At 45.1% G+C, this 20,459-nt stretch carries 18 protein-coding genes and 3 tRNA genes; 3 read left to right on the forward strand and 18 right to left on the reverse strand.

Annotated elements, in window-relative coordinates; genetic code table 11:
- Positions 1–72: 72 nt before the first annotated feature.
- The 7 genes from EBB54_RS18290 to EBB54_RS18320 all read right to left on the reverse strand — a co-directional run bounded on the left by EBB54_RS18290 (position 73) and on the right by EBB54_RS18320 (position 8,143).
- The gene (locus EBB54_RS18290; RefSeq protein ID WP_125128470.1) at positions 73–2,607 is read right to left on the reverse strand and encodes a hybrid sensor histidine kinase/response regulator; all 2,535 of its coding nucleotides are present in this window, start codon (positions 2,605–2,607) and stop codon (positions 73–75) included.
- A gap of 13 nt (positions 2,608–2,620) precedes the next feature.
- Positions 2,621–2,974: an Hpt domain-containing protein gene (locus EBB54_RS18295; protein ID WP_125128471.1), complete on the reverse strand. Its 354-nt coding sequence runs from the start codon at positions 2,972–2,974 to the stop codon at positions 2,621–2,623.
- A gap of 29 nt (positions 2,975–3,003) precedes the next feature.
- A complete protein-coding gene (locus EBB54_RS18300; RefSeq protein WP_125128472.1) occupies positions 3,004–4,533 on the reverse strand; it encodes an HD domain-containing phosphohydrolase in 1,530 nt (509 codons plus the stop codon).
- Between the two features lie 162 nt (positions 4,534–4,695).
- On the reverse strand, positions 4,696–5,637 hold the full coding sequence (locus EBB54_RS18305; protein WP_243127718.1) for a sensor histidine kinase: 942 nt from the start codon (positions 5,635–5,637) through the stop codon (positions 4,696–4,698).
- Complete coding sequence (locus EBB54_RS18310) at positions 5,610–6,416, reverse strand: ABC transporter permease (RefSeq protein WP_125128473.1); 807 nt, start codon at positions 6,414–6,416, stop codon at positions 5,610–5,612. Before EBB54_RS18310 ends, EBB54_RS18305 begins: the two co-directional genes overlap by 28 nt.
- The gene (locus EBB54_RS18315) at positions 6,409–7,347 is read right to left on the reverse strand and encodes an ATP-binding cassette domain-containing protein (protein ID WP_125128474.1); all 939 of its coding nucleotides are present in this window, start codon (positions 7,345–7,347) and stop codon (positions 6,409–6,411) included. The genes EBB54_RS18310 and EBB54_RS18315 overlap by 8 nt, the downstream gene beginning before the upstream one ends.
- Positions 7,348–7,423: 76 nt before the next feature.
- Positions 7,424–8,143: a response regulator transcription factor gene (locus tag EBB54_RS18320; protein ID WP_125128475.1), complete on the reverse strand. Its 720-nt coding sequence runs from the start codon at positions 8,141–8,143 to the stop codon at positions 7,424–7,426.
- Positions 8,144–8,333: 190 nt separating this feature from the next.
- Here EBB54_RS18320 and EBB54_RS18325 point away from each other — a divergent pair.
- Both EBB54_RS18325 and EBB54_RS18330 read left to right on the forward strand, forming a co-directional pair.
- Positions 8,334–8,405: transfer RNA gene (locus EBB54_RS18325), tRNA-Glu, on the forward strand.
- 35 nt (positions 8,406–8,440) lie between these two features.
- A tRNA-Cys gene (locus EBB54_RS18330) sits at positions 8,441–8,512 on the forward strand.
- Between the two features lie 575 nt (positions 8,513–9,087).
- On the opposite strand, the gene EBB54_RS18335 is transcribed toward EBB54_RS18330, so the two are convergent.
- The 5 genes from EBB54_RS18335 to EBB54_RS30230 form a co-directional block, all read right to left on the reverse strand.
- Positions 9,088–10,338, reverse strand: a complete 1,251-nt coding sequence (locus tag EBB54_RS18335; protein WP_125128476.1) for a tyrosine-type recombinase/integrase — start codon at positions 10,336–10,338, stop codon at positions 9,088–9,090.
- 85 nt (positions 10,339–10,423) lie between these two features.
- Positions 10,424–12,241: a DUF927 domain-containing protein gene (locus EBB54_RS18340; RefSeq protein WP_125128477.1), complete on the reverse strand. Its 1,818-nt coding sequence runs from the start codon at positions 12,239–12,241 to the stop codon at positions 10,424–10,426.
- Positions 12,242–12,984: 743 nt separating this feature from the next.
- Positions 12,985–13,386 (reverse strand): hypothetical protein, encoded by a 402-nt coding sequence (locus EBB54_RS18345; RefSeq protein ID WP_044989919.1) that lies wholly within the window; start codon positions 13,384–13,386, stop codon positions 12,985–12,987.
- 83 nt (positions 13,387–13,469) lie between these two features.
- Complete coding sequence (locus tag EBB54_RS31630; protein ID WP_004070162.1) at positions 13,470–13,604, reverse strand: hypothetical protein; 135 nt, start codon at positions 13,602–13,604, stop codon at positions 13,470–13,472.
- A gap of 20 nt (positions 13,605–13,624) precedes the next feature.
- Positions 13,625–13,852 carry a hypothetical protein gene (locus EBB54_RS30230; RefSeq protein WP_154677803.1) on the reverse strand — a complete coding sequence of 76 codons (228 nt, stop codon included), beginning with the start codon at positions 13,850–13,852 and terminating at the stop codon, positions 13,625–13,627.
- A gap of 252 nt (positions 13,853–14,104) precedes the next feature.
- Here EBB54_RS30230 and EBB54_RS18350 point away from each other — a divergent pair, with 252 nt between their 5' ends.
- Entirely contained in the window at positions 14,105–14,380 is a 276-nt protein-coding gene (locus tag EBB54_RS18350; RefSeq protein WP_125128478.1) for a helix-turn-helix domain-containing protein, read from the forward strand.
- Positions 14,381–14,421: 41 nt separating this feature from the next.
- On the opposite strand, the gene EBB54_RS18355 is transcribed toward EBB54_RS18350, so the two are convergent.
- From EBB54_RS18355 to EBB54_RS18380, 6 genes are all read right to left on the reverse strand, one after another.
- On the reverse strand, positions 14,422–14,826 hold the full coding sequence (locus EBB54_RS18355) for a hypothetical protein (protein ID WP_125128479.1): 405 nt from the start codon (positions 14,824–14,826) through the stop codon (positions 14,422–14,424).
- Positions 14,827–15,414, reverse strand: coding sequence for a hypothetical protein (locus tag EBB54_RS18360; protein WP_125128480.1), 588 nt, complete (start codon positions 15,412–15,414; stop codon positions 14,827–14,829). It lies immediately after the preceding gene.
- The gene (locus EBB54_RS18365) at positions 15,401–15,991 is read right to left on the reverse strand and encodes a DUF1643 domain-containing protein (RefSeq protein WP_004070167.1); all 591 of its coding nucleotides are present in this window, start codon (positions 15,989–15,991) and stop codon (positions 15,401–15,403) included. The genes EBB54_RS18360 and EBB54_RS18365 overlap by 14 nt, the downstream gene beginning before the upstream one ends.
- A gap of 11 nt (positions 15,992–16,002) precedes the next feature.
- The gene (locus EBB54_RS18370) at positions 16,003–16,941 is read right to left on the reverse strand and encodes a hypothetical protein (RefSeq protein WP_125128481.1); all 939 of its coding nucleotides are present in this window, start codon (positions 16,939–16,941) and stop codon (positions 16,003–16,005) included.
- Positions 16,942–17,311: 370 nt separating this feature from the next.
- Positions 17,312–17,384, reverse strand: a tRNA-Lys gene (locus EBB54_RS18375).
- A 308-nt stretch (positions 17,385–17,692) separates the two neighbouring features.
- Positions 17,693–20,359, reverse strand: a complete 2,667-nt coding sequence (locus tag EBB54_RS18380; RefSeq protein WP_125128482.1) for a hypothetical protein — start codon at positions 20,357–20,359, stop codon at positions 17,693–17,695.
- Between the last annotated feature and the right edge of the window lie 100 nt (positions 20,360–20,459).

Below are 20,459 nucleotides of genomic sequence, written 5' to 3' on the forward strand. Positions count from 1 at the left end.
TTTCCTATTGCTGAATATCGACAGAGACGGCGATATTACATCGCCGTCCGTATCCGTGCGCAGATGCGCCCTCTATTCTATATATTTTTCCAACTGTATAAGAAGCTTGTCCAGATCAATCGGCTTTGCAATGTGCGCGTTCATGCCGCTGTCCAGACAGTGCTGTACATCATCTGAAAATGCATCTGCCGTCATGGCAATGATGGGCAGGTTTACATCCGGACGGTCCAGAGCCCGGATGGCCGTCGCTGCCTCGTATCCGTTCATCACCGGCATACGGATATCCATGAGGATCACGTCATACTCACCGACCTCTGACTGCTTAAACATATCCACGCAGATCTGGCCGTTTTCCGCCCGGTTGACTTTGAATCCAACCTCCAGCAGAAGATCCTCCGCAATCTCCCAGTTCAGGTCATTGTCCTCTGCAAGAAGAATATTCTTCCCTGTAAAATCATGGGTATCGTTTATCTGCTCCTCCTGAACGAAAGTCCCTCCCGCGAATTTGCTCAGCCCAAGGTAAAGATTGGACTTGAACAGGGGCTTGGAGATAAATCCGTGGGCTCCTGCCGCAAGCGCCTCTTCCTCAATGTCGCTCCAGTCATACGCCGAAACGATCAGGATCGGAATCTCGTCACCCACCATCTTTCTGATCGCGCGGGTCATCTGCAGGCCGTCCAGCCCGGGCATCTTCCAATCCAGAAGAATCACCTGGTAATCGTCATGTCTGGCATGGCGTTCTTCCACCATCTTAAGCGCCGTCTTACCGTCTATCGACCATTCTGCCCGAACCCCGATCTCACCCAGTGCGTGAACCGCGCTCTGGCAGAGATCTTCATTGTTGTCCACAACCAGCATATTCCAGCTTGGGAGAAGCATGTCCTCCAAACGCGTTTCTGCCTTTTCCAGATCCAGCGTCACGTGAAATTCCGTGCCTTTGTTCTGCTCGCTTTGCACCTCAATGCTGCCTTTCATGGCCTCTACAATGCACTTCGTGATGGCCATTCCAAGTCCCGTTCCTTCAATCTTGCGAACCTGCGCCTCATCTCTTGTAAAGCTGTCAAAGACCTTCTCCACAAATTCCGGCGACATTCCGATCCCGGTATCCTTTACCCGGAAATGGCACCGTATATACTGATCTCCCTTCGGAGAGTCCTCCTGGGAGAGATAGATGTTGACCCTGCCGTTCTCAGGCGTAAACTTGATCGCGTTTGACAGAAGGTTGAGCAGCACCTGGTTCAGGCGCACGCCGTCGCAGAATACTTCCTCAATCTGTATGTTCTGCACAAAAATATCAAAATGCAGCCTTTTGCTGTGGATCTGCGGCTGTACGATATTCACAATGCTGTCCATCGCATCACTCAGGGAAAGCGCATCCATATTCAGCGTAAGCTTGCCGTCTTCAATTTTTGACATGTCCAGTACGTCGTTGATCAGTCCCAGCAGATGCTTGCTGGACAGCGTCACCTTCTTTAAGCAGTCCTGCACCCGCATGGGGTCATGGATATTCGCCATGGCAATCGCCGTCATGCCCACGATGCCGTTCATAGGAGTCCGGATATCGTGGCTCATATTAGACAAAAATTCACTTTTCGCCTGGTTTGCATGAATGGCTTCCTTCCTTGCCCGATCCAGTTCTTCCATCTGCTGGTGGATCACCCTGAGATACACCGCAAACACGATCAGCACTACAAATATCAGCACGCCGCAGGCGCCTAATACCAGGCCGACCCGCTGTTCGCCCAGGCTGCTGATGATCTTGTCCAGCGCGTCATAGGGCATGACGCTTACCAGATGCCACGCAGATCCCGGAAGCGGCGTACAGTACAGATGCCGGTGGCTCTCCGCCACAAGAACCAGTTCGGAATACTCTGTATCCTTCTCGATGGCTTCCCGAAGCTCCTGTACATACACCTCCGGCGTCTTTCCATTATATTCCCTGATATTGTCCTCAAGGTACTGATAATAGTTGGCCCAGCCGTCATAACCGTTTCGTACGACAAAATTTCCATCGGCCTGAATGATATGCGTATACACCAGCGCATTCTCTTCCTGCGTGACAAGCGCCTGTTCCAGGTCTTCCATATCAAATCCCACAACCAGAAGCTCGCTTGTCCTGCCGCCGCTCATCGGATACTCTGCCTCGCTTCCCAGCAGGAGCATTTTTTTTCCGTCCGCGAGCAGACAGGAGGTCACCTGTATCTCTCCGTTCAGAAGACGCTGAAATTCATCTGCACTGTCCGGTTCCAGCGGTTCTCCGTAGATGGTCTCATTGTCTCCCGCTCTTGTATAAAAGCCCATATACAGAGCGTTGCGGACGCTTGCATTGAGACGCATCTCTTCCAGCATCTGTTCATCATAGACGACACTGTCCGGTGAAGTACGCTTGAGGATTCCTTCGACCTGAGATCTCCGCAGGTCAATGATCGAGGAATACTTCTGTTCTAACTGCCTGTTCATTTCCGACATATAGATCATACCGATCTCGGTGACAGTCTCTTCGTTTTTTTCACCCAGGAACTGGTACATCCATGCAAAAATCACAATACAGATCACTATCAGGCACAAAAAACTAATCCATAGTTTCTTTTTAGTTTTCTGATACATAAATGTGTCCTCTTTATTCTGCCTTTAATTTCTCAACCGCTGCGTAAGTCTTTTCATATTCTGCTTTCAGTTCATCCAGCATAGAAGGAACATAATCCTCCGGATGGCTGCGAAGCATTTCTGTAAGCGTTTCGCTTGCCATATAGAGTCCGGTAAAGCCCAGGTTCTGGCTGACACCCTTCAATGTATGGGCCGCCCGGAATGCCTCGCTGTAGTCAGCGGCCTCCAGTGTCTTGCACAGACTGTCAAAGCTTCCGTCGGCCAGAAACTTGACCGCAAATTTCTTGATCCTTTCGTCTCCCCGGAAACGCCCGAATACGCCCTCATAATCTCCATTGATCTGTTCATAGCATTCTTTTACTGTCATCTTTCTATACTCCTTCCAAAAAAATGTCTTTATTCGTCACGGTCATCCAGTACCTTGCCGTACGCGCCGAGATACTGCGGTTTTTCCTCATCAGACCACACCGCCCGGCAGACAAACTCGCAGGCACGGTCTTTTCCCCCGATCCGGGTGGTACATCTGTAGCGTACATCCGGTTCCTCCGGTGATGTCCCCCGGAGAAGTGCCTGAAGGTTCTGCATGTCCTGTCTGCTCATGGCTGCCCAGGTCTTTTCATTCTTAAGAGGTTCTATCGTCACCTCCGTAAGCCCCAGGGTCTTCGCGCTCCAGTCCGTCAGGGTCAGCACAGACGGAGATACCGTATATTCAAATTGAATCTCCCTTGAGATCGAAGCATAGAACTGGTTCTTGGCTCTCTCATCTTCCAGATAATGCAGCGCGCTGTTGGTATCATCCAATTCCTCATGATGCAGAATCTCATCCACGATGCTGCGCATCTCTTTTTCATTTTTATTATTCAGGGAGGCGGATTTCATTTCTTCCAGAAGGCTGTCCGCCACATCCAGCAGACACTCTACCAGAATCGGGTTGAATGTACCGCACTCTCCGTCCTGGATCATCTGCAGGGCCGTCTCGTGTGAAAACGCTTTTTTGTATACCCGTTCACTGGTCAATGCGTCATACACGTCCGCCATGGACACAACCTGGGCGCTGATCGGGATCTCCTCCCCTTTCAGGCCGTCCGGATACCCCCTGCCGTCATACCGTTCATGATGCCACCGGCAGATCTGGTACGCGACCTTGACCAGCAATTCATCCTGATGGAACGGAAGATCCTTGAGCATGGAAGCTCCTACCGCGGAGTGAGTCTTCATCACTTCATATTCTTCAGCCGTAAACCGTCCCGGCTTGTTCAGGACTTCGGACGGAATCGCGATCTTGCCGATATCGTGCAGCGCGGAAGCCATCGTAATCATATTGATGTCCTCATGGGAGAGCTTATATTGATCCGTCTTCCCGAGAAGGCTCTTGAGGATAAGCTCCGTGATCGTCTGGATATGCAGTACGTGAAGACCGCTCTCTCCGTTACGGAACTCTACGATATGGCTCAGTATCGTCACCATGAGGCTGGCGTTCTTCTCTTTCTCATACATCTGTTTGGTCACCATCTGAATGAGCTTCCTCTGCTTCGCATAGAGCATAATCGTGTTGATTACCCTTCGCTGTACGACAAGGGAATCAAAGGGGCGGCTGATATAGTCCGTCACTCCCAGTTCATAAGCTCTCTGTACATAGGAAGGCGTACTTTCTGCCGAAATCATGATCACCGGTACATCCTCGATCCATTTCTTCTGATTCATGACTGCCAGGACTTCAAACCCGTCCATCTCAGGCATCACAATGTCCAGAAGAACCAGAGAGATCTGGGAACCCATCTGCTGCATGATCGCAATTCCCCTTGCCCCGTCTGCCGCTTCCAAAATCTCATACTGATCCTCCAGCATGTCTGCCAGGATCATGCGGTTCATCTCGGAATCATCGACGATCAAAATCCTTTCTTTGTTTTTCATTTTCTCATTCATAAATCAATCACCCTCCATACCCATGGTTTCTGCTATATCAGGTCTGCATATATAATCATTGTCCGTATTAAAAGCCAACGGGACATTTCCATCTATAAAAACCCGTTTATATTATACCATACCAAAGAAAAATGTCCAGAAAAATTAATGGAAACATGGAAATCATGGAAATTTGAGTATAATGCGGAGTTTTTCCTGTTCCAGTTCCGCTTTTACGCCCCCGCCCATCTTTTCCATCAGTTCTTTTACAATAAACAGCCCAAGCCCGGAGGACCCCTTCCTCCGGGCTGAATCTGCTTTATAAAACTGTTCAAAAATCTGTTCGGTGTCCGGCCTGCTCGTTTCCGATACGGCATTTTCAAACGTCAGGCGTTTTTCCTGCTGGGTGATCACGAGATTTCCGGTTCCGTGGAGCAGGGCATTTCGAATCAGGTTATGGAAGATACGTCTCAGATATTCTTCATCGGCATCCACCCGGAATCCCTCTGAGTCAAACCGAACCTCCGGAGAAATTCCTTTTTCCTCAAACTGCAGGTACATCCCCACCAGGCAGTCGCCGAGCAGCGGAAGGACCTGCAGCCTCCGCATGTCCGGTTCAAAATCCGCATCGGACAGCTTTGTAAAGAGGAACAGTTCCTCCAGCATATCCCCCAGCTCTTTGAGCCTGCCCTCCGCCGCCTGGAGATAATACGCCTGCCGCCCTCTCTCCCTGCACTCTCCTGCAAGCTGCACGTACCCGGATGCCCCTGCAAGGGGAGTCCGAATGTCGTGGGCCAGGGCGGTAATATTCTGCTTTAACTGCTTTTGCGCCTTTTCATACCGGATCTGCCCCTGCATATTTTGCCTGCCCAGTTCGTTTAATTTTCTGCAGAGCGCCAGCATCTCTCTCTGACGGCTGTATACTCCCAGCTCCATCCTGCTTCCCCGCTCTATTTCCTCCAGTTGTCTGCGGATGGAACGTACTTCCAGGATGCTGCGGGTATACTGCACCAGAAGCCATCCGCACAAAATACTTAACACTGCCAGCCCAGCGGTCATCACTGTACTCCCCCTCTCTTCATAATATAGCCGGCCGGTCAGATGTCCTGTTTCTTCATGATCCATCCTGCCAGCGCCGAATACAGCACCAGAAATCCCGCCCCCACGGCGAATACTTTGAGGTCCTGCAGACCCGTATATCTGGACGGTCCATTGGAGAGCGTCATATAGATGCTGTAATTCAGCCAGTCCCCCGCATGGAACATGGACAAGATCCCCTGCACCATCGACACAACCGAGCCCCCGCCCAGCAGAACGGCCGCAAATGTCCCTGCCGCCGTGCTCCGGGTACAGACACAGATCAGGAGCATCAGGCCCCCAAACGCGGTGGTCAGAATCCAGGCCCAGGCCATGTAAAACAGCACATCCCCCAGTCCAGCCTGTGGAACCATATTTCCAAACAGGGCATTGAGCAGTACTACAAACAGGAAGTTTGAAATCAGATACAGGATATTCAGCAATGCAGCCGCCAGCAGCTTGCTGCCCACGTACACCCAGCGGTTCTGATAAAGCGCCATGATATTTTTCAAAAAGCCGCTCCGATAGTCCATGCACACAAACAGTATGACCCAGATGCCGAATGTGATGCAATAGGCTCCGCCGTCCAGGTTAATATTCCGAAACATCGTCAGCGTATCCATACCTTCCAGCATGCTCAGAGACTCCTGTGTCTCTTCCGCCGTCATCATCCCGATACGAATTGCCGTCTCCTGCCCCTGGGGCGTCGCCAGCAGCCACAAAAGAATATAAGATGCCAGAGTTGTCAGGAACAAAATCCCCAGGCAGACATATGCCGACCTGCTCCGCCTCATTCTGTAAAGATCCATGCGCAGTAAATTAAACATCTGCCTTCCCCCCTTCCATACGGCTCAGAAAATAGTCCTCCAGATCCATACGGTGAAAGCCCGAAGCATACACCTGGATCTGTTTTTCAACCAGAAGCTGAATCAGCCCCGCCCCTTCTTCCAGTCCGTAGACACGCACCATACGGCTGTCAGACACTTCTGTCCGAACCTTTGGAAATGCCTCCTGGATCAATACAAGCGCCCGGCTGACATCATCTACCTGGATCTGGAAATAGTCCAGACACTTTTCTTCCAAAGCCTGTCTGGCGATCTGTTCGATCATTTCCCCGTCCTTAATAATACCGTAGGTTGTAGAAATCTTGCTCAATTCTCCCAGGATATGGGAACTGATCAAAATCGTCTTTCCCGTCTCATGGAGCCTGAGAACCAACCGGCGCAGCTCCCGGATTCCCTCCGGGTCCAGGCCGTTGATAGGTTCATCCAGAATCAGAAGATCCGGATTGCCCAGCAAGGCCAGCGCCACCCCGAGCCTCTGCTTCATTCCCATGGAGAAACACTTTACCTTCTTTGTTCCGACATCGGAAAGCCCTGACAAAGTCAGCGCTTCATCCACGCTCCTCTCATCCGCAAGGCCCATGCATCTTGCCTTCAGCACCGCATTCTGCCTTGCCGTCATATGGGGGTACAGCCCCGGCGTCTCGATCAGCACGCCCATCCTCCTGCGGATCACCGGATCGCTGACCGGCTTTCCGAAAAGACGTATCTCGCCTGACGTAGGGCCTGCAAGCCCGCACAGCATCTTCATGGTGGTAGACTTTCCGGCTCCGTTTTTTCCGATAAAGCCGTAGATCTCGCCCTCCCGAACGGACATATTGAGCTGCTTCACAGCCGCCTTGTCCTTATACATCTTTGTCAGGCATACCGTTTCCACGGCCAGGCCCTTCTCTTTTTCCGTCATTTTTTTATACAATGCTTTGCACCTTCCTTTCCCTTACCTTACAAGAACCAGTATAATTCCCTATGTTTTAAAAAGTGCTCAGAAAGGTTTAAGAAAGTTTAAAGCCCATTCCCCATACGGTCTGTATATAAGAGTCGGTCCCGCTTTTTTTCAGCTTGGAACGGATATTGCTGATATGTACGTTGATTGTCTTGTCCTCCACAAAGTATTCTTCTCCCCATGCATACTCATAGATCATCTGCTTGCTGAAAACCCGTCTGGGATTGCGGATCAGCAGTTCCATGATCAGAAATTCATGCCTGGTCAGATCCACCCTTTCGCCTTCCGCGGTCATTTCCTGGGTGTCCGGGTTCAGCGTCCATCCGCGGTAGGTATACACATGCTGTTCATATCCGGGGTCCGCCCCACTTCCCCCCGCCGCTCCGGTTCCTGCCTCCCCGTCCTTCTTTGCCCTGTCCCGATGCCGCAGCCGGATCTGTATCCGCACCAGCAGTTCCGGAAGGTCAAAGGGCTTGCAGATGTAGTCCTCGGCTCCGGCGGACAGCACGTCTACCTTGCTGTCCAGTCCGCTTTTCGCAGACAATACGATAACCGGCGCGGTTTCTGAAAACAGGGAGACCAGCTCCTCCCCCGGTATTCCCGGAAGCATCAGATCCAAAAGCACCAGGTCGAATCTTTCCATAGAAAAAAGTAATTTTCCTTCGCTGCCGGAAAATGCCTGGGTGCAGGAATATCCGTGCCCCTCCAGGTATTCCCGGATGATCTGGTTGTTTTGCGCGTCATCCTCCACAATCAAAATCCTCTCCATGCGGTTTCTCCCTTCTCCAATCTTCCAGCCTTCAGTCCGCCGGCAGGCAAGCATTATATATGAAAAAACATTAGTTTTCATTATAGCAGAAATTTTTTGAAAAATATATATACAAAATGCTTGCAAAAAAAATGATTCTGTGCTAGTATAAATATCGGTCACCATGAAGGCGGTGGTTGTTTATGATAGAGGCTCCGTGGTCAAGCGGTTAAGACATCGCCCTTTCACGGCGGTAACACGGGTTCGATTCCCGTCGGAGTCATTTTATGTTTGTAAAAAGCATATAGTATTTAGTAAGGCGCAGTAGCCAAGTGGTAAGGCGTGGGTCTGCAACACCCTGATTCACCGGTTCAAATCCGGTCTGCGCCTCTTAAAAAACCCCGGAATATTACATTCCGGGGTTTTTTATTGCCTACTTTGTTTTACATAAGTTTTCAAGGCTTCAGGGCAAAAAAAACCACCGTCCCCACAGCCTCTATTGTCTGCAAAAACAGTGATTTCTAGTGCGCGATCAGGGGCTCGAACCCTGGACACCCTGATTAAGAGACATTCAGGGATACATTTTGGCGGCAAAAATTATTCATATATTCTCACCAAGTCAATCTCCAGATTTTTCTAATTTTCATCCCAAAAAACGGCGACCAAATCGGCGACCAAGAGTTTAAGGTAATCATTAAGCATACGATATAAGCCTTGATTTTAAACAATCTTAAACTACAGCACCCCCAACTGCCCACCAAAAATTCCCGAAATCCCGAAATCCCGTTACAAGAAATGCAGTTTTACAAACAACCAGGGCAGTTTTTCTGAAATATGATTCAAAAAAGCTGCATTTCTTCAACGGGAAAACGGGATTTCGGGATTTTTTGATTCCCAGCCTGGGGGCAGAATCACATTTGCCGCCGATTCTGCTTATCCCCCAGTATAGGAATCAGGTTGTCAAGTTATTGATTTACTGCCGGAAACAGTACATCAGACAGCTTATCTGCAACAAGATTTTGATCGTCTTGTGCGACATGTGAATATACGGAAAGAGTTATCTTCGGGTCTTTGTGTCCAGCCCTCTTCTGAACTATGTGCAATGGAATCCCCTGTGTAAGCAAAAGTGAAATTGCACTGTGTCTTGTTCCATGTAACTTGATGTGGCGCAATCCATATTTCTTTAATGTACGCATCCATTTATATGTAAAGCTCTTCGGAAGAAAAGGTTTCCCATTCTCCTGGCAAATCACTCTGTTACTGTTTTCAAACTCTTTTCCATACTTCATTCGGTTTGTTTTATACAAAAGTCTCTGTTTCTTCAACAGCTTTATTGTATAATCGCTAACTACCAGCTTTCTGTATGAACCATCTGTCTTACAGTCTTTCAAAACCGGGCATTTACTATCTGCAGATTCTACAAAGCTATGTCGAATTGTCACAGTCTTATTTTCAAAATCAATATCCGAGAAGGAAAGTCCCAGAAGTTCTCCCCTTCGCATAATACAGTCGAAAAGTAAAGCCACCGGAAGCTCCATGTCTGTTCCCTTCACTGCCTTCTGCAGTTCCTTGATTTCTTCTACAGTATAGACATCTAAATCATGGTCGTCTAAATCTTTTCCGATTTTGATATGGTTGGTAGGATTTTTCTTGATATATTCCAACTCAACCGCTACATTTAATGCCGCCTTGAAAATCCTGTTAATGTGCTTCACTGTACTGGCTTTCAGCGGATTATCACTGGCATTCGATTTTTGCCGCCATTGATTGTATACCTGCTGAACATGTGATTTCTGCAATTTCTGTAGCTTTATTTTTCCAAACATAGGTTTTAGATATCTTTCAATTACAGATTCATAATCCCTAACCGTTGCTGGACTACTCTGTATTTTTACATAATCCCGCAGATATTCATCTAAAAATCCAGCAACCGTCTTTTCAGAAGGCATTAGCATTTCGCCTTGAAGATATTCTGCCTTCTTCATTATAAGCATTGCCTCCGCTTCTTCCCGATTCGTAGTATCTGCACGAAAGCTAACTCTTTTTCGCTTGCCAGTTAGTGGATCTCTGCCCAGTTCTATAGTAATATCGTAATGTGTTACATGATCTTTGTTCGGGCGTGGCCGAACAGAACCTGTTACTTTTTTTGAACTTGTCATTTTTATATACCTGCCTTTCTTTATTTGAATGCCGGAAGCATCTTTCAGCGTCTCCATAATGCCTGCTCTCAAAAATCCTATTGCATTTGTACACTTGATGTTTCCGGTCTTTCACCATGTAATATTTTTATAAATCAAAAACTCAATTACTGTCTCTGCCCCTATCTATAATCTCCATATATTCGTGAACCACATAAAATCTATAGCCCTTAACTTTTCCAGTATTACCTATAACTACATTGTCGCCTAAAAATCTATCCTTCTGGCAATGTAAAATGCCTTCCGCCTTCCATTTTTCCAAAACAATCTCTTTAGGGAAGTCCCCCTTAGACATCATTTCGCTGAAAATAATATCAGTCATAAAAATTTCCATTGATGCATTCTTGCCATTTGCTATATTTTTGGGACGCATACGTTTAATCATCCCTTTGCAGTCATTTGGTGCAATGCCCGCATCATCCGAATTATATATAATAAATTTAGAATAATTAATGCTGATGTACTGGCATGCATAAGCTAAAGCCCTCACCCCTATGTCTATATTTTCCGAAGTATAAACTTGTGAGTGTTCTTCAATAAATTCCTGAATCTTTTTTGTGTCTAACTGCAACTCCAATACTTCGGATGCAAGTTCGGCACCAAGAAGAATCAATGCCGCAGATTTAGAGAAACGCTCTGTTAACGGATTATATTTTCCTCTTTCTTTAGCATTTCTTATCAAAGCCTGCTGAATCGCTTCATGCTTTCTGCATAAAACATCTATAGTCTGTTTCTTTTCATATTCTAATAATTTATCGGCTATCCGCCATATCAAATGTCCATAATGATTTTCACAGACTTTTTTTATTCTATCTGCACTATCTGCGGATTTTGTCCATGCAACATTCCGCACCTCTATACACCGTACAAAAAGTCCTGTATTCGAATCACATAGACGAAGGATACTTTTTTCCGATGTCATAAAGATTGTGGTTGAGAATGTGATTGCCCCAGCCTTCTCCAATTCCTTCGTCAATCTTCCTTTCTCTTTTCCTTGTGCTAAAGAATATAAAAGTCCTGTTGGATTTTTCTGAATCAGGCTGCCTTCATCAATCAACATAGGATATGATGAATGTATCGAATGCATGATTGCGTTGGGAGTGTCTGCAAAAGTCGTTATCATACTGTCACCTTCAAAGGAACTTTTTGCACCTGTACTCACCGCAAAGCAACCTGCTGTAGTCTTTCCATTAGAGCTTTCTGATGCCATTGATATCAAAATATTACCAGTATGATACTCTTCCCGAAAATAATCCACCAACGGGGCAGTACATGCTACAGCTAAGATAAACTCCAAAGGCGTTTGACCGATTACTTCATTTTTAACCATTTCACGCCATTCGGAATAGTTTCCGCACGATTGTATTTTCAATTCACCGTTGTACTTACTATCAACGTTTATACCCGTTTCCCCCAAAAAAACTCTTTTATCTTCAAAAGTACTAAAGCCCAGTTTTTTATGAATCAATTCACGGGGTGCTTCTGGCTCTTGATTCATAATTGATGTAACCAAAGCCTGAAAAGTTTTCTTGGTAACTTGACACCCTATTTCCAAAAACTTTCCTATCGCAGTATCTGTCAAATCTTTTCTGTCAAAATAAGACTTGACTGTCATTCCATATGAATCCTTGAACGATAATAAAAATTTCCGTCCAAATGTACCTATGTCTATATACACTTTATCCAGATACACCGCTGAACCATATCGCCGGAAAACTAGATTACCTTTTCGATCTCCCTTCCATTCACCATACTGCCCATCACATATCTCAATGCTAGACACGATGACATATGTAGATTCCCTGTCATCCGCAGGCTCTGAAATCATTTGCTTTGCATCCTCTGTAGAATTTTCTTCGGAATTAATAATTCTTTTTGCTTCTTGTGGTTGCAGAGCAACCTTTTTTCGTGTTTTACCCACATAAAACACATCCTTTCTGATTATACTAATTCCATATGAGGAGGCAGAACCAGTGACCGGGTGCCTCTTTACACAACAAAAAAGGCACCACTAATAAATACACCAAACAGATATACTCAAAAGTATACTCTGTCTTGTGCATATATTAGTCATGCCTTACTACTCTTAATCTATCTACTAATTTTCAAGGTGTCACTACTTGTGACTTTTCATACATTCAGACATCCCCTATGCCTTCTTCATTTAGTTTCTCATTGTGTGTTTTGTGCTCTGTTACTTTGTCCATCACAAAACCGCTGCAAATAACAGGGAAAGACTCTACATACCTTTATGAAATTGTAGATAATATTATACTACTTTTCATTTTGTATGTCAAGCATTTTTTCATCAAATTTAAAATTAAAGTTGTTAAATCATATCATGCCCTTCTACTTATCATGAATAGATATAGGGGCGGAAAACTATCCGTTTTCCGCCCGGCTTTAACTTTATTTCCTTTGCCTTTTTAGCTGAACAATTATTTTTAAAGTACTGACTACTAAAGCAATTCCTTCTAATATCATCTTCGTACTATCTACCATCTCTTAGCCCTCCATTTCTTCCCACAGCAACGTGTTAACATAAATGACATTTATTACAACCACTCCAATCAATATCCCCAAGACATAATATTGTACCATTATATTATTTTCTCCTTCCTGTCTTTCAAATAAAAAAGACCTGCTATATACACGCAGGCCATATCATTTTTGAGTAATCTCATTTATTGATTGTATTTTCCCATCTTTCCACAGAATCGTATAACTATTGCATCCATTTACTATTACATCTACTGTCATGCGCCCCGTGAAACCCAGATGGCAAAAGTTCAAAATATCGATCTCCTGATCTCCATAATATTTTTCAATAGCTTTTTGGGCATCCTCCTCTGCACTCTTAAACTCTTCAGTTACATCCATTCCCTGATCATTTGCATAAATTGTTCTGTTATTAACTTTTATAGAAGAACTCCAGCCATCACCCCCCGCATCTATTGTATGATTCCAGAATATAAATATTAGGATTATGAATGTGATAATGAAATATATTCGCTTCTTAATATTTCTCCCACAATCACATACTATATCTTTACTTATTATAACCATACCCCCTTTCTATTTGTAACCTCCAACGAAACAGGCGGAAAAGCTGTATCTTCCGCCTGCGCAATCCATAAACTATTTTACATTTACTTGTTTCTATGTTCTTTTTTATTTTTATCAGAGTCCCTATCGCCTATCCTTATTTCTTTTCTTCCACCCTCGGAGGGAGTTGGCTTAATTTTTCTTTCAATTTCAGAACCTTTTTTTATGAAATCAAACATACTTTTTTCTCCTTCACATTTCAAAAATCATCATCATATTCGCTATCTTCATTATCATAGCCATCATCATCCGGATCTTCCAGAATGTCACAAATATTGCATCCTTTATAGTTACAATATTCAATTTCATTCATGCCTAATTCTTCCATTTCTTTCAATGCCCAATCTTCATATCCTGGCACACACATTTCGATACTCCTTCCTACTATTTTCTTTTCTTCCCGGCGTCGCTTCTTTTCTGTCTCCACTGACCATCATTATTTCTGCTACGTACTTGTCCTGCTGTTGGACCTGTTTTAACTATCGGTCCTTTGGTATCTTTAGGGCTTGGCATTTTATCCTCCTTTCAAGATGTAAAATATTTTCATTTTATTGGGCATAAATATAATCATAATAAATATATCCATATAATATACACCCATCTAGAAATATACCATATTGCAAGCCATCTTACAAGGATATTTATATTGAAATATAATGATGTCATAGGAGGAATAATCATGAGAGCCAAAAAATATAATCCTTTACGCAAACTTCCCGAAACAGCCGAAGAATATGGTGAAATCAAAATTCATCTATCTGAATTGATCGAAAAGAGAGAAGTTTCCCTCAACCAGCTTTCTTTCCGCACAGAAATGCAACGTTCTCAACTAAGGAGCTACCGTGATAACAAGATACAACGCCTGGATATTGATATATTGAAACGTCTCTGCTATGTATTGGACTGTGACTTAACCGACTTAATCGAATATATCCCTCCCAAAAAGCAAGACTGATTCACATAGTATTTGAGAGGAGCATCCAAAAAGCGCTTCTCTCATTTTTTATGTTTCCTCTTACCATACAGCACATCCATTGTTACAGAGTAAATAATATAAATATTGCTGGATTCGCTTTGAACTTTCCATGTGTCCATGTACCATTCCCTGCCTTCTGTGAGCCATGTACCATCTTCTTTTACTTCAACATCTTCTATATCATCTTCCAAAATCAAATGGTGTGGATAACAGTTCAGAATGTCTTTGATTTGAATCACATCATTCCCACTTTTAATAGGTTCCGGCAAAATGGCTATGAATCCTGTTCTTCCAAGTTTTCTGGATACAAGAACCCTTTCAGCCTTGTCAAAAATTCCTCTTGGCAGTCTATATTTCTTTTTAAGCAATGGCATCATATTTCTTAGTAAAACCATCTGGCTTTTTGTGTATATCTTGATATACATTTACCTTCCTCTCTCCCTTCCCTTTTTTGGCATTACCTCTTGCCATACAGCACACCCATTAGCCTCGTTATAATCTGAATAAGTAACGCCTACAGCAAACACTGCAGCCTTCTCATTTTGCGCTATGTTAACATCTCCGATCGCTGATGCAAATATTACAATGTCCTGATTTTCTTCTTCATTGATATACATAGCTATGGGAATATACATGATTCCTACATTTCCTTTCCCATCCGTTTTAATCTCATTGCTTGATAATGGATATATTTCCTGCGCTTTTTTCAGCGATATTTTGGTTTCGTTATTTCTTACGGATTCAAATATATAATCCAGCATATATATTCTAGCCGCATCTGATCCTATATCATTCACTACTAATTTATCAGATGCTATAACTCCGCCAACTATATCCGGCGTTATCATCTTACCTTTTTCAAGTCTTTCAAGAGTTTCTTTCAATAATCTTTCTTTCGGCTTATTTTCAAATAAAGATGATAGCTTATGTGCTATCAGTAATTCATCCGAACCATTTTTGATATCGCTTAAGATACCGTCTATTCTCTCGCCTAAGTTTTTAAATGTTTGCATGATCCTTTTCCTTTTTCTGAGTCTTTTCTTCCTTGGGAAACTCATATTTGCGCAATTTCCATTGGCCGCTGAAACGTTGCCCCGCAAATAATGGATGTATGTTCCTGAGTCCTGCATACTTTTTATCATTGTCTATTAATTCATATGTAATCTTTGTGAATGGCTTCAATAACTCATACACCTGTTGTTTCACTTCTTGGACCTTCTTATTGCCGATAAAGGTATTCCCCCAGCCAATTAAAACGGCATCAAATTTCTCCTTCAAGAGCCCCTTAAGATATTCGATATTCTCCGCATTATCTATGGTCTGGCCAGGTTTTAATTTTACACAGATTTCTGCAAACATGTTCCATACCACAATCTCAGAATATCCCATCACCCCCAGATTATTCAGTAAATAATTTGTAGTATTATCAAATACCTGTATATTATTGGATGCCGGATTGATGCCAACCACAAGAATCTTTTTCCCTTTCATCCCGTTATATGTAAGCCGTAGCTCAAATCTTCTTTTAGAATCTTCGTCGAATACGCCTGTTCTCTCCAAAAGGCTTGTTTCCTTTACTATATTTTCCATGCTTTATCCTCCTACAAAATAATATACAGCCGATTGAGTATATCAAAGTATAGTTCTTTGCCTGTAAAAGTTGATTCATCTAATGTTTCCGCAAAATCTACAGCGATCTCTTTATCAGTTACCCAACCGCTGATTTCTTCTTTTACCTGTTTTTTCCAGCCGTTTCTTTTTTGTTTATCCATTACACAGTACTTCAAATATGATTGAAGCAATTGATCCGATTGAGCAGACATCCGCTCGCCTATTTGACACAATTCTTCAAATGTCAAGAAGTCTCCTCTGATTTTCAGGTAAATATCTTTTTCATTATCTTTTCTCAAATATCCATCATCACTTCGGTAAAAGCCCAGAGCTGTTTTATGAAGATTCCCTGCTTCTCTGGCCTTGTGCAAATACTCTACATAGAGTTCCTGCCACTCCTTCGGATTGGAATATTGATATGAAGTCACTTCTTCGATCCATTGCTGTTCCGTGCCTTCGAAGAAAGGAGGAATCTTTTTAATATCTTCTAAGCACAAGCATTCATTGTTTTTCTCCCACAGATTTCCTCCTCTCAGTCTGTTTTCCAGATTCATTGTCTGCTTCTCAATTGTTACGATTTCGATCCCATAATCCGATGAACACAAATAAAGCCGGAACGTTACAATCTCTGAACGTTCCGGCTCTTTGTATCTATCTTCGTATTCGTATTCACTTTCATTAAGATGGTAGTAATCCATAATCTTTCTGTAATGTTCGGATATTTCCTTTGATGTACCATATAGGATTATAATGAAGCCTCCAAGATCATTTTCCAGGTTGCGTTCTGAACCATAGGCTTCGTCAAAACAACAAACCGACTGTAGTAGCCGTCTTTTTATCACCTCACTTTTTTCAAGTACTTCTGCCTGCAATGGCAATTTTTTCTTCCACTCTGCCAAGTGCTTACCATTATGAATTACTTTATACACGTTTTCTCCTTTCCCGCTCCCTGCTTTAAAAGCATCCCTGGTTACTTGTATTTGATGTATCTGCTTTCACCTCCTTTGACACATCGAAAATATAATATATATTTAAAAAGGAGAGTTTTTTCAACGGGAAAACGGGATTTCGGGATTTCGGAATTTTGTGAATAGCTTTTTGGACTGTTTATTTCTCTGGCGACCAGTTGGCGACCATTTTGGCGGCAATATTCAGAATTTTCAGAAAACTCTTTTTTGACTTAGACTTTTTATCTCTTTCCACCCCAAGCCAACACAAACCCAGTGTTTTCAAGGCTTTTGGGCAAAAAAAAACACCGTCCCCACAGCCTCTATTGTCTGCAAAAACAGTGATTTCTACTGCGCGATCAGGGGCTCGAACCCTGGACACCCTGATTAAGAGTCAGGTGCTCTACCAACTGAGCTAATCGCGCATATTCTATTTTGTTTTGCTATTTCCTCAACAGCACAAAAGTTATTATATCCGATGATGACAAAAAAATCAAGTACTTTTTTTATTTTTTTGAAATTTTTCTTAATTATTTGTAATAGTTCGTTGAAATCCCCTGTCGGGACATGCGTAAAAGGGCGGTTTACGGCGTTTTTTCCGGCTTGTTCGGTATTTCTATCGCAAAAAATCCCCCGCTGCGATACGGGGGATTTTTATATTTTTTAATATTCTTCTTTCAGGACTATAGGGCTGCTGTTCATGTGAGCCCTTCTGCATCCTGCCAAATGGCGTTTAGTGTTTCTTTCCGGTACGCCGCACAGCCTGTATGCCCTTGATGGTCAAGCCGCACAGAACTGCCAGTACCACGTAGATCAGAATCTGCATCGTATCTCCGGTCACAGGGCTCCTGCTCACGTTGGTATTCGTCTGGTTATTTGTGTTCCGGTCGTTCTGACCGTTCTGGCCTCCCTGGGTGCCCTGCTGTCCTGAATCTCCGGTGGGAGTCTTATCATCCCCGGCATTCTGTATGGGCGGCGTGGTATCCGTCGTTTCCGCGGACCATCCGATGGCGATTGGCGACAATCCGTTCACCGTAAATTTGATTCCGTCAACCGTCTCTTCAATATCTGCGGGATGCTCGATCTCTCCCGGAGAAGATGTATACATATCCTCCACAAACATATGGCTTATCACAATATCCTTGACATTTCTCGGCATGCCGCCCGGATACGGCAGTGTGATCGTCAGTCCGCCCTCCGGGAAGGTTTCGTCAGTTACCTTTACCCATTCGGATGCATTCTCTTCGCTCACATCTTCCACATCCGCGTCCTCTCTGTTCAGACCTTCTTCTGTCTCCGCAGGGACGCTGGCCCTGTCCTGCCAGTACAGCGCCACATCATAAACCACAACATTCTCTTTCGGAATCCCTTCCTGCACAAGGTCTTCCTGCAGCGCCGCCTCAATCTTCGGCGGTGTATTCAGATCTCTGTCCTTCAGCAAGGTATCCGGGACTCCGGAGATACCGTCCTCCATCTCCAGCTTATACTTCAGTCCGTCCTCCGGTTCTGAAGTCTCAATCTGCGGATCAGCCAGCCTGGTAATGGATGTAATCCTGCCGGTCAGCTCCGGCAGGCTCTCGGGCATCTCATAATTGCCGGCCTTCTCGCTTCTGGCCAGACGGACTTCCTTCCCTTCTTTCCAGTTCAAAGTCACCGTCTGTCTTCCCGGAACGATTTCCGAATAGGTACCGGTCAGATACTTGCTGTCAAAGCTGAACTGGGAATCTCTGTCCTTATCATGGGGCAGGATGCCTTCCAGTTTGATCTCTCCGTACAGGGTCGCTTCCCTGCCGTTAATCCGATCTGCCCGATCTACCGCATGGAGATCGCTGGTATCCCATTCCAGCTTCTTGGGGCTGACCTTCAGAGTATAGGAAGCTTTATCTCCGCTGGTACTTTCTGCCGTAATCACCGCCGTACCTGCTCCCTGAATTGTCACCTTTCCCCGCTTGGTTACTGCGGCAACCGTCGTATCACTGCTTGTATACTTTACTTTATTGCTTCCTTCATATCCAAGGACTGTCTCCGTAAATGAATCGTCCCCGTATACCTTCTCCAATTCCGGCACACCAAACTTAAACCCGGAATCCGATTCTTCTTTATCGTCTGTCTCTTCTTTTTTCTCCGTCTCTTTTTCCCTGGACTGCTCCGGCGTCTTCTCGTCCTCTTCGTCCTCAGGCACATCTACCCTCATGATCCCGTCTGAGTCCTCCTGAACCGGATCCTGCGTACCGCTGTTATCGCCCTTGACATGAAGAAGGGCTTCCCCGCTGTTGTCATCATTCGCCAGAGACAAAATCTGAGCGCCATATACCTCTCTTGATTCGCCGCCGTACTGATATGTAATGGATGACCAGCCATTATTATATGTATATCCCGAATCCACACTGCCTGCCAGTTCATCCGTCATAAAGAGCGCTGTGCCTTCTCCGATGGTACCTGCGTCACAGTTGGTCACATCGACCAGATAGCTCTCGTCGCCGCCCACCCGGACGATATTCCACATATGTTCGCCGGCACCGTTGCCCGCATCCGTGACTCCTGTAACCGTGTGGCATTCCACGTCGTTGTCAAAGTCAGTCAGGTCGCACAGATATTGGAAAGCCTTCGCGTAGCCCTCGCAGACCACGTTCGAGTACATATCATCGTCAAATACATTGATCACCTGGTATGAATTTCCATAAAGCGCACCCCCCTGGGCCGCATAGTCATAGGTTACCAGGTCGCAGATGGCATTGCGGTAGTTGAGCAGCTTATCATAATCCGTACAATCCCGGTTCGTATCCACGATGGACTGTGCCTTCTGCCTTGCCGCGTCCACCGTACCCTTATATGCGCTGTTCATTTTGTACAGTTCCCCGTCGGACACCCGGTACGGCGCGGAAACCTTGAAGCTGAATACGATGGTCCCGTCGTCAAAATATTTGCAGTAGACGCCGTCCGTCTCCTTGCCGTTCTCCATCGTCTTCGTCTTGTCATGCCAGTACAGGTCAAAGGGGCAGTCATTCAAAAGATACGTCACGATCGTGTTGACATCCACCTGAGCCAGCTTCGAACTGGACATCCTCGTCTTCAGTGCAATTTGTGTGGAAGTCTCCTCTCCCCTTGCTATTTCTTCTATAGAAAGCTTCAGTGCATTGTAGATCGCCGCGTCCGAGCTCTTTAACCCCTTCCCGTCCGCAGCGTAGGCAACAGCCTCCGACCGCACCTGGGAGACGGCCGACTCACCCTGCACGGCATCTTCCATGTCCTCCAGAGATACACCTACCAGAACTTCTTCACTACCGGGAATCTCTCCCCTTGGCATTGATGAAACTGCAGAAGCCGTTCCGCCGCCGGCCACAGCACACGTAAGAGCCATGATCATCCCGCGTCTGAATCGGTTTTTCCATTCACCCATGTCTATTCCCCTTCTTTCTGCCGTATAACATTTATAGTTACGGCCCGCGCCCCGTCAGGGCGCGAACCCATGATCAGCATATAGCTCATATACAATACAT

The organism is Schaedlerella arabinosiphila (assembly GCF_003885045.1).
In the GTDB taxonomy this organism is placed as follows: domain Bacteria; phylum Bacillota; class Clostridia; order Lachnospirales; family Lachnospiraceae; genus Schaedlerella; species Schaedlerella arabinosiphila.

Coding starts and splice junctions, on each gene's coding strand:
- EBB54_RS18355 (WP_125128479.1), bottom strand. CDS start 14,826: ATGTATATCAAGATATACACAAAAAGCCAGATGGTTTTACTAAGAAAT.
- EBB54_RS18380 (WP_125128482.1), bottom strand. CDS start 20,359: ATGGGTGAATGGAAAAACCGATTCAGACGCGGGATGATCATGGCTCTT.
- EBB54_RS18365 (WP_004070167.1), bottom strand. CDS start 15,991: ATGGAAAATATAGTAAAGGAAACAAGCCTTTTGGAGAGAACAGGCGTA.
- EBB54_RS18305 (WP_243127718.1), bottom strand. CDS start 5,637: ATGGATCATGAAGAAACAGGACATCTGACCGGCCGGCTATATTATGAA.
- EBB54_RS18335 (WP_125128476.1), bottom strand. CDS start 10,338: ATGGAGACGCTGAAAGATGCTTCCGGCATTCAAATAAAGAAAGGCAGG.
- EBB54_RS18290 (WP_125128470.1), bottom strand. CDS start 2,607: ATGTATCAGAAAACTAAAAAGAAACTATGGATTAGTTTTTTGTGCCTG.
- EBB54_RS18310 (WP_125128473.1), bottom strand. CDS start 6,416: ATGTTTAATTTACTGCGCATGGATCTTTACAGAATGAGGCGGAGCAGG.
- EBB54_RS18345 (WP_044989919.1), bottom strand. CDS start 13,386: ATGGTTATAATAAGTAAAGATATAGTATGTGATTGTGGGAGAAATATT.
- EBB54_RS18350 (WP_125128478.1), top strand. CDS start 14,105: ATGAGAGCCAAAAAATATAATCCTTTACGCAAACTTCCCGAAACAGCC.
- EBB54_RS18300 (WP_125128472.1), bottom strand. CDS start 4,533: ATGAATGAGAAAATGAAAAACAAAGAAAGGATTTTGATCGTCGATGAT.
- EBB54_RS31630 (WP_004070162.1), bottom strand. CDS start 13,604: ATGTTTGATTTCATAAAAAAAGGTTCTGAAATTGAAAGAAAAATTAAG.
- EBB54_RS18320 (WP_125128475.1), bottom strand. CDS start 8,143: ATGGAGAGGATTTTGATTGTGGAGGATGACGCGCAAAACAACCAGATC.
- EBB54_RS18295 (WP_125128471.1), bottom strand. CDS start 2,974: ATGACAGTAAAAGAATGCTATGAACAGATCAATGGAGATTATGAGGGC.
- EBB54_RS18360 (WP_125128480.1), bottom strand. CDS start 15,414: ATGCAAACATTTAAAAACTTAGGCGAGAGAATAGACGGTATCTTAAGC.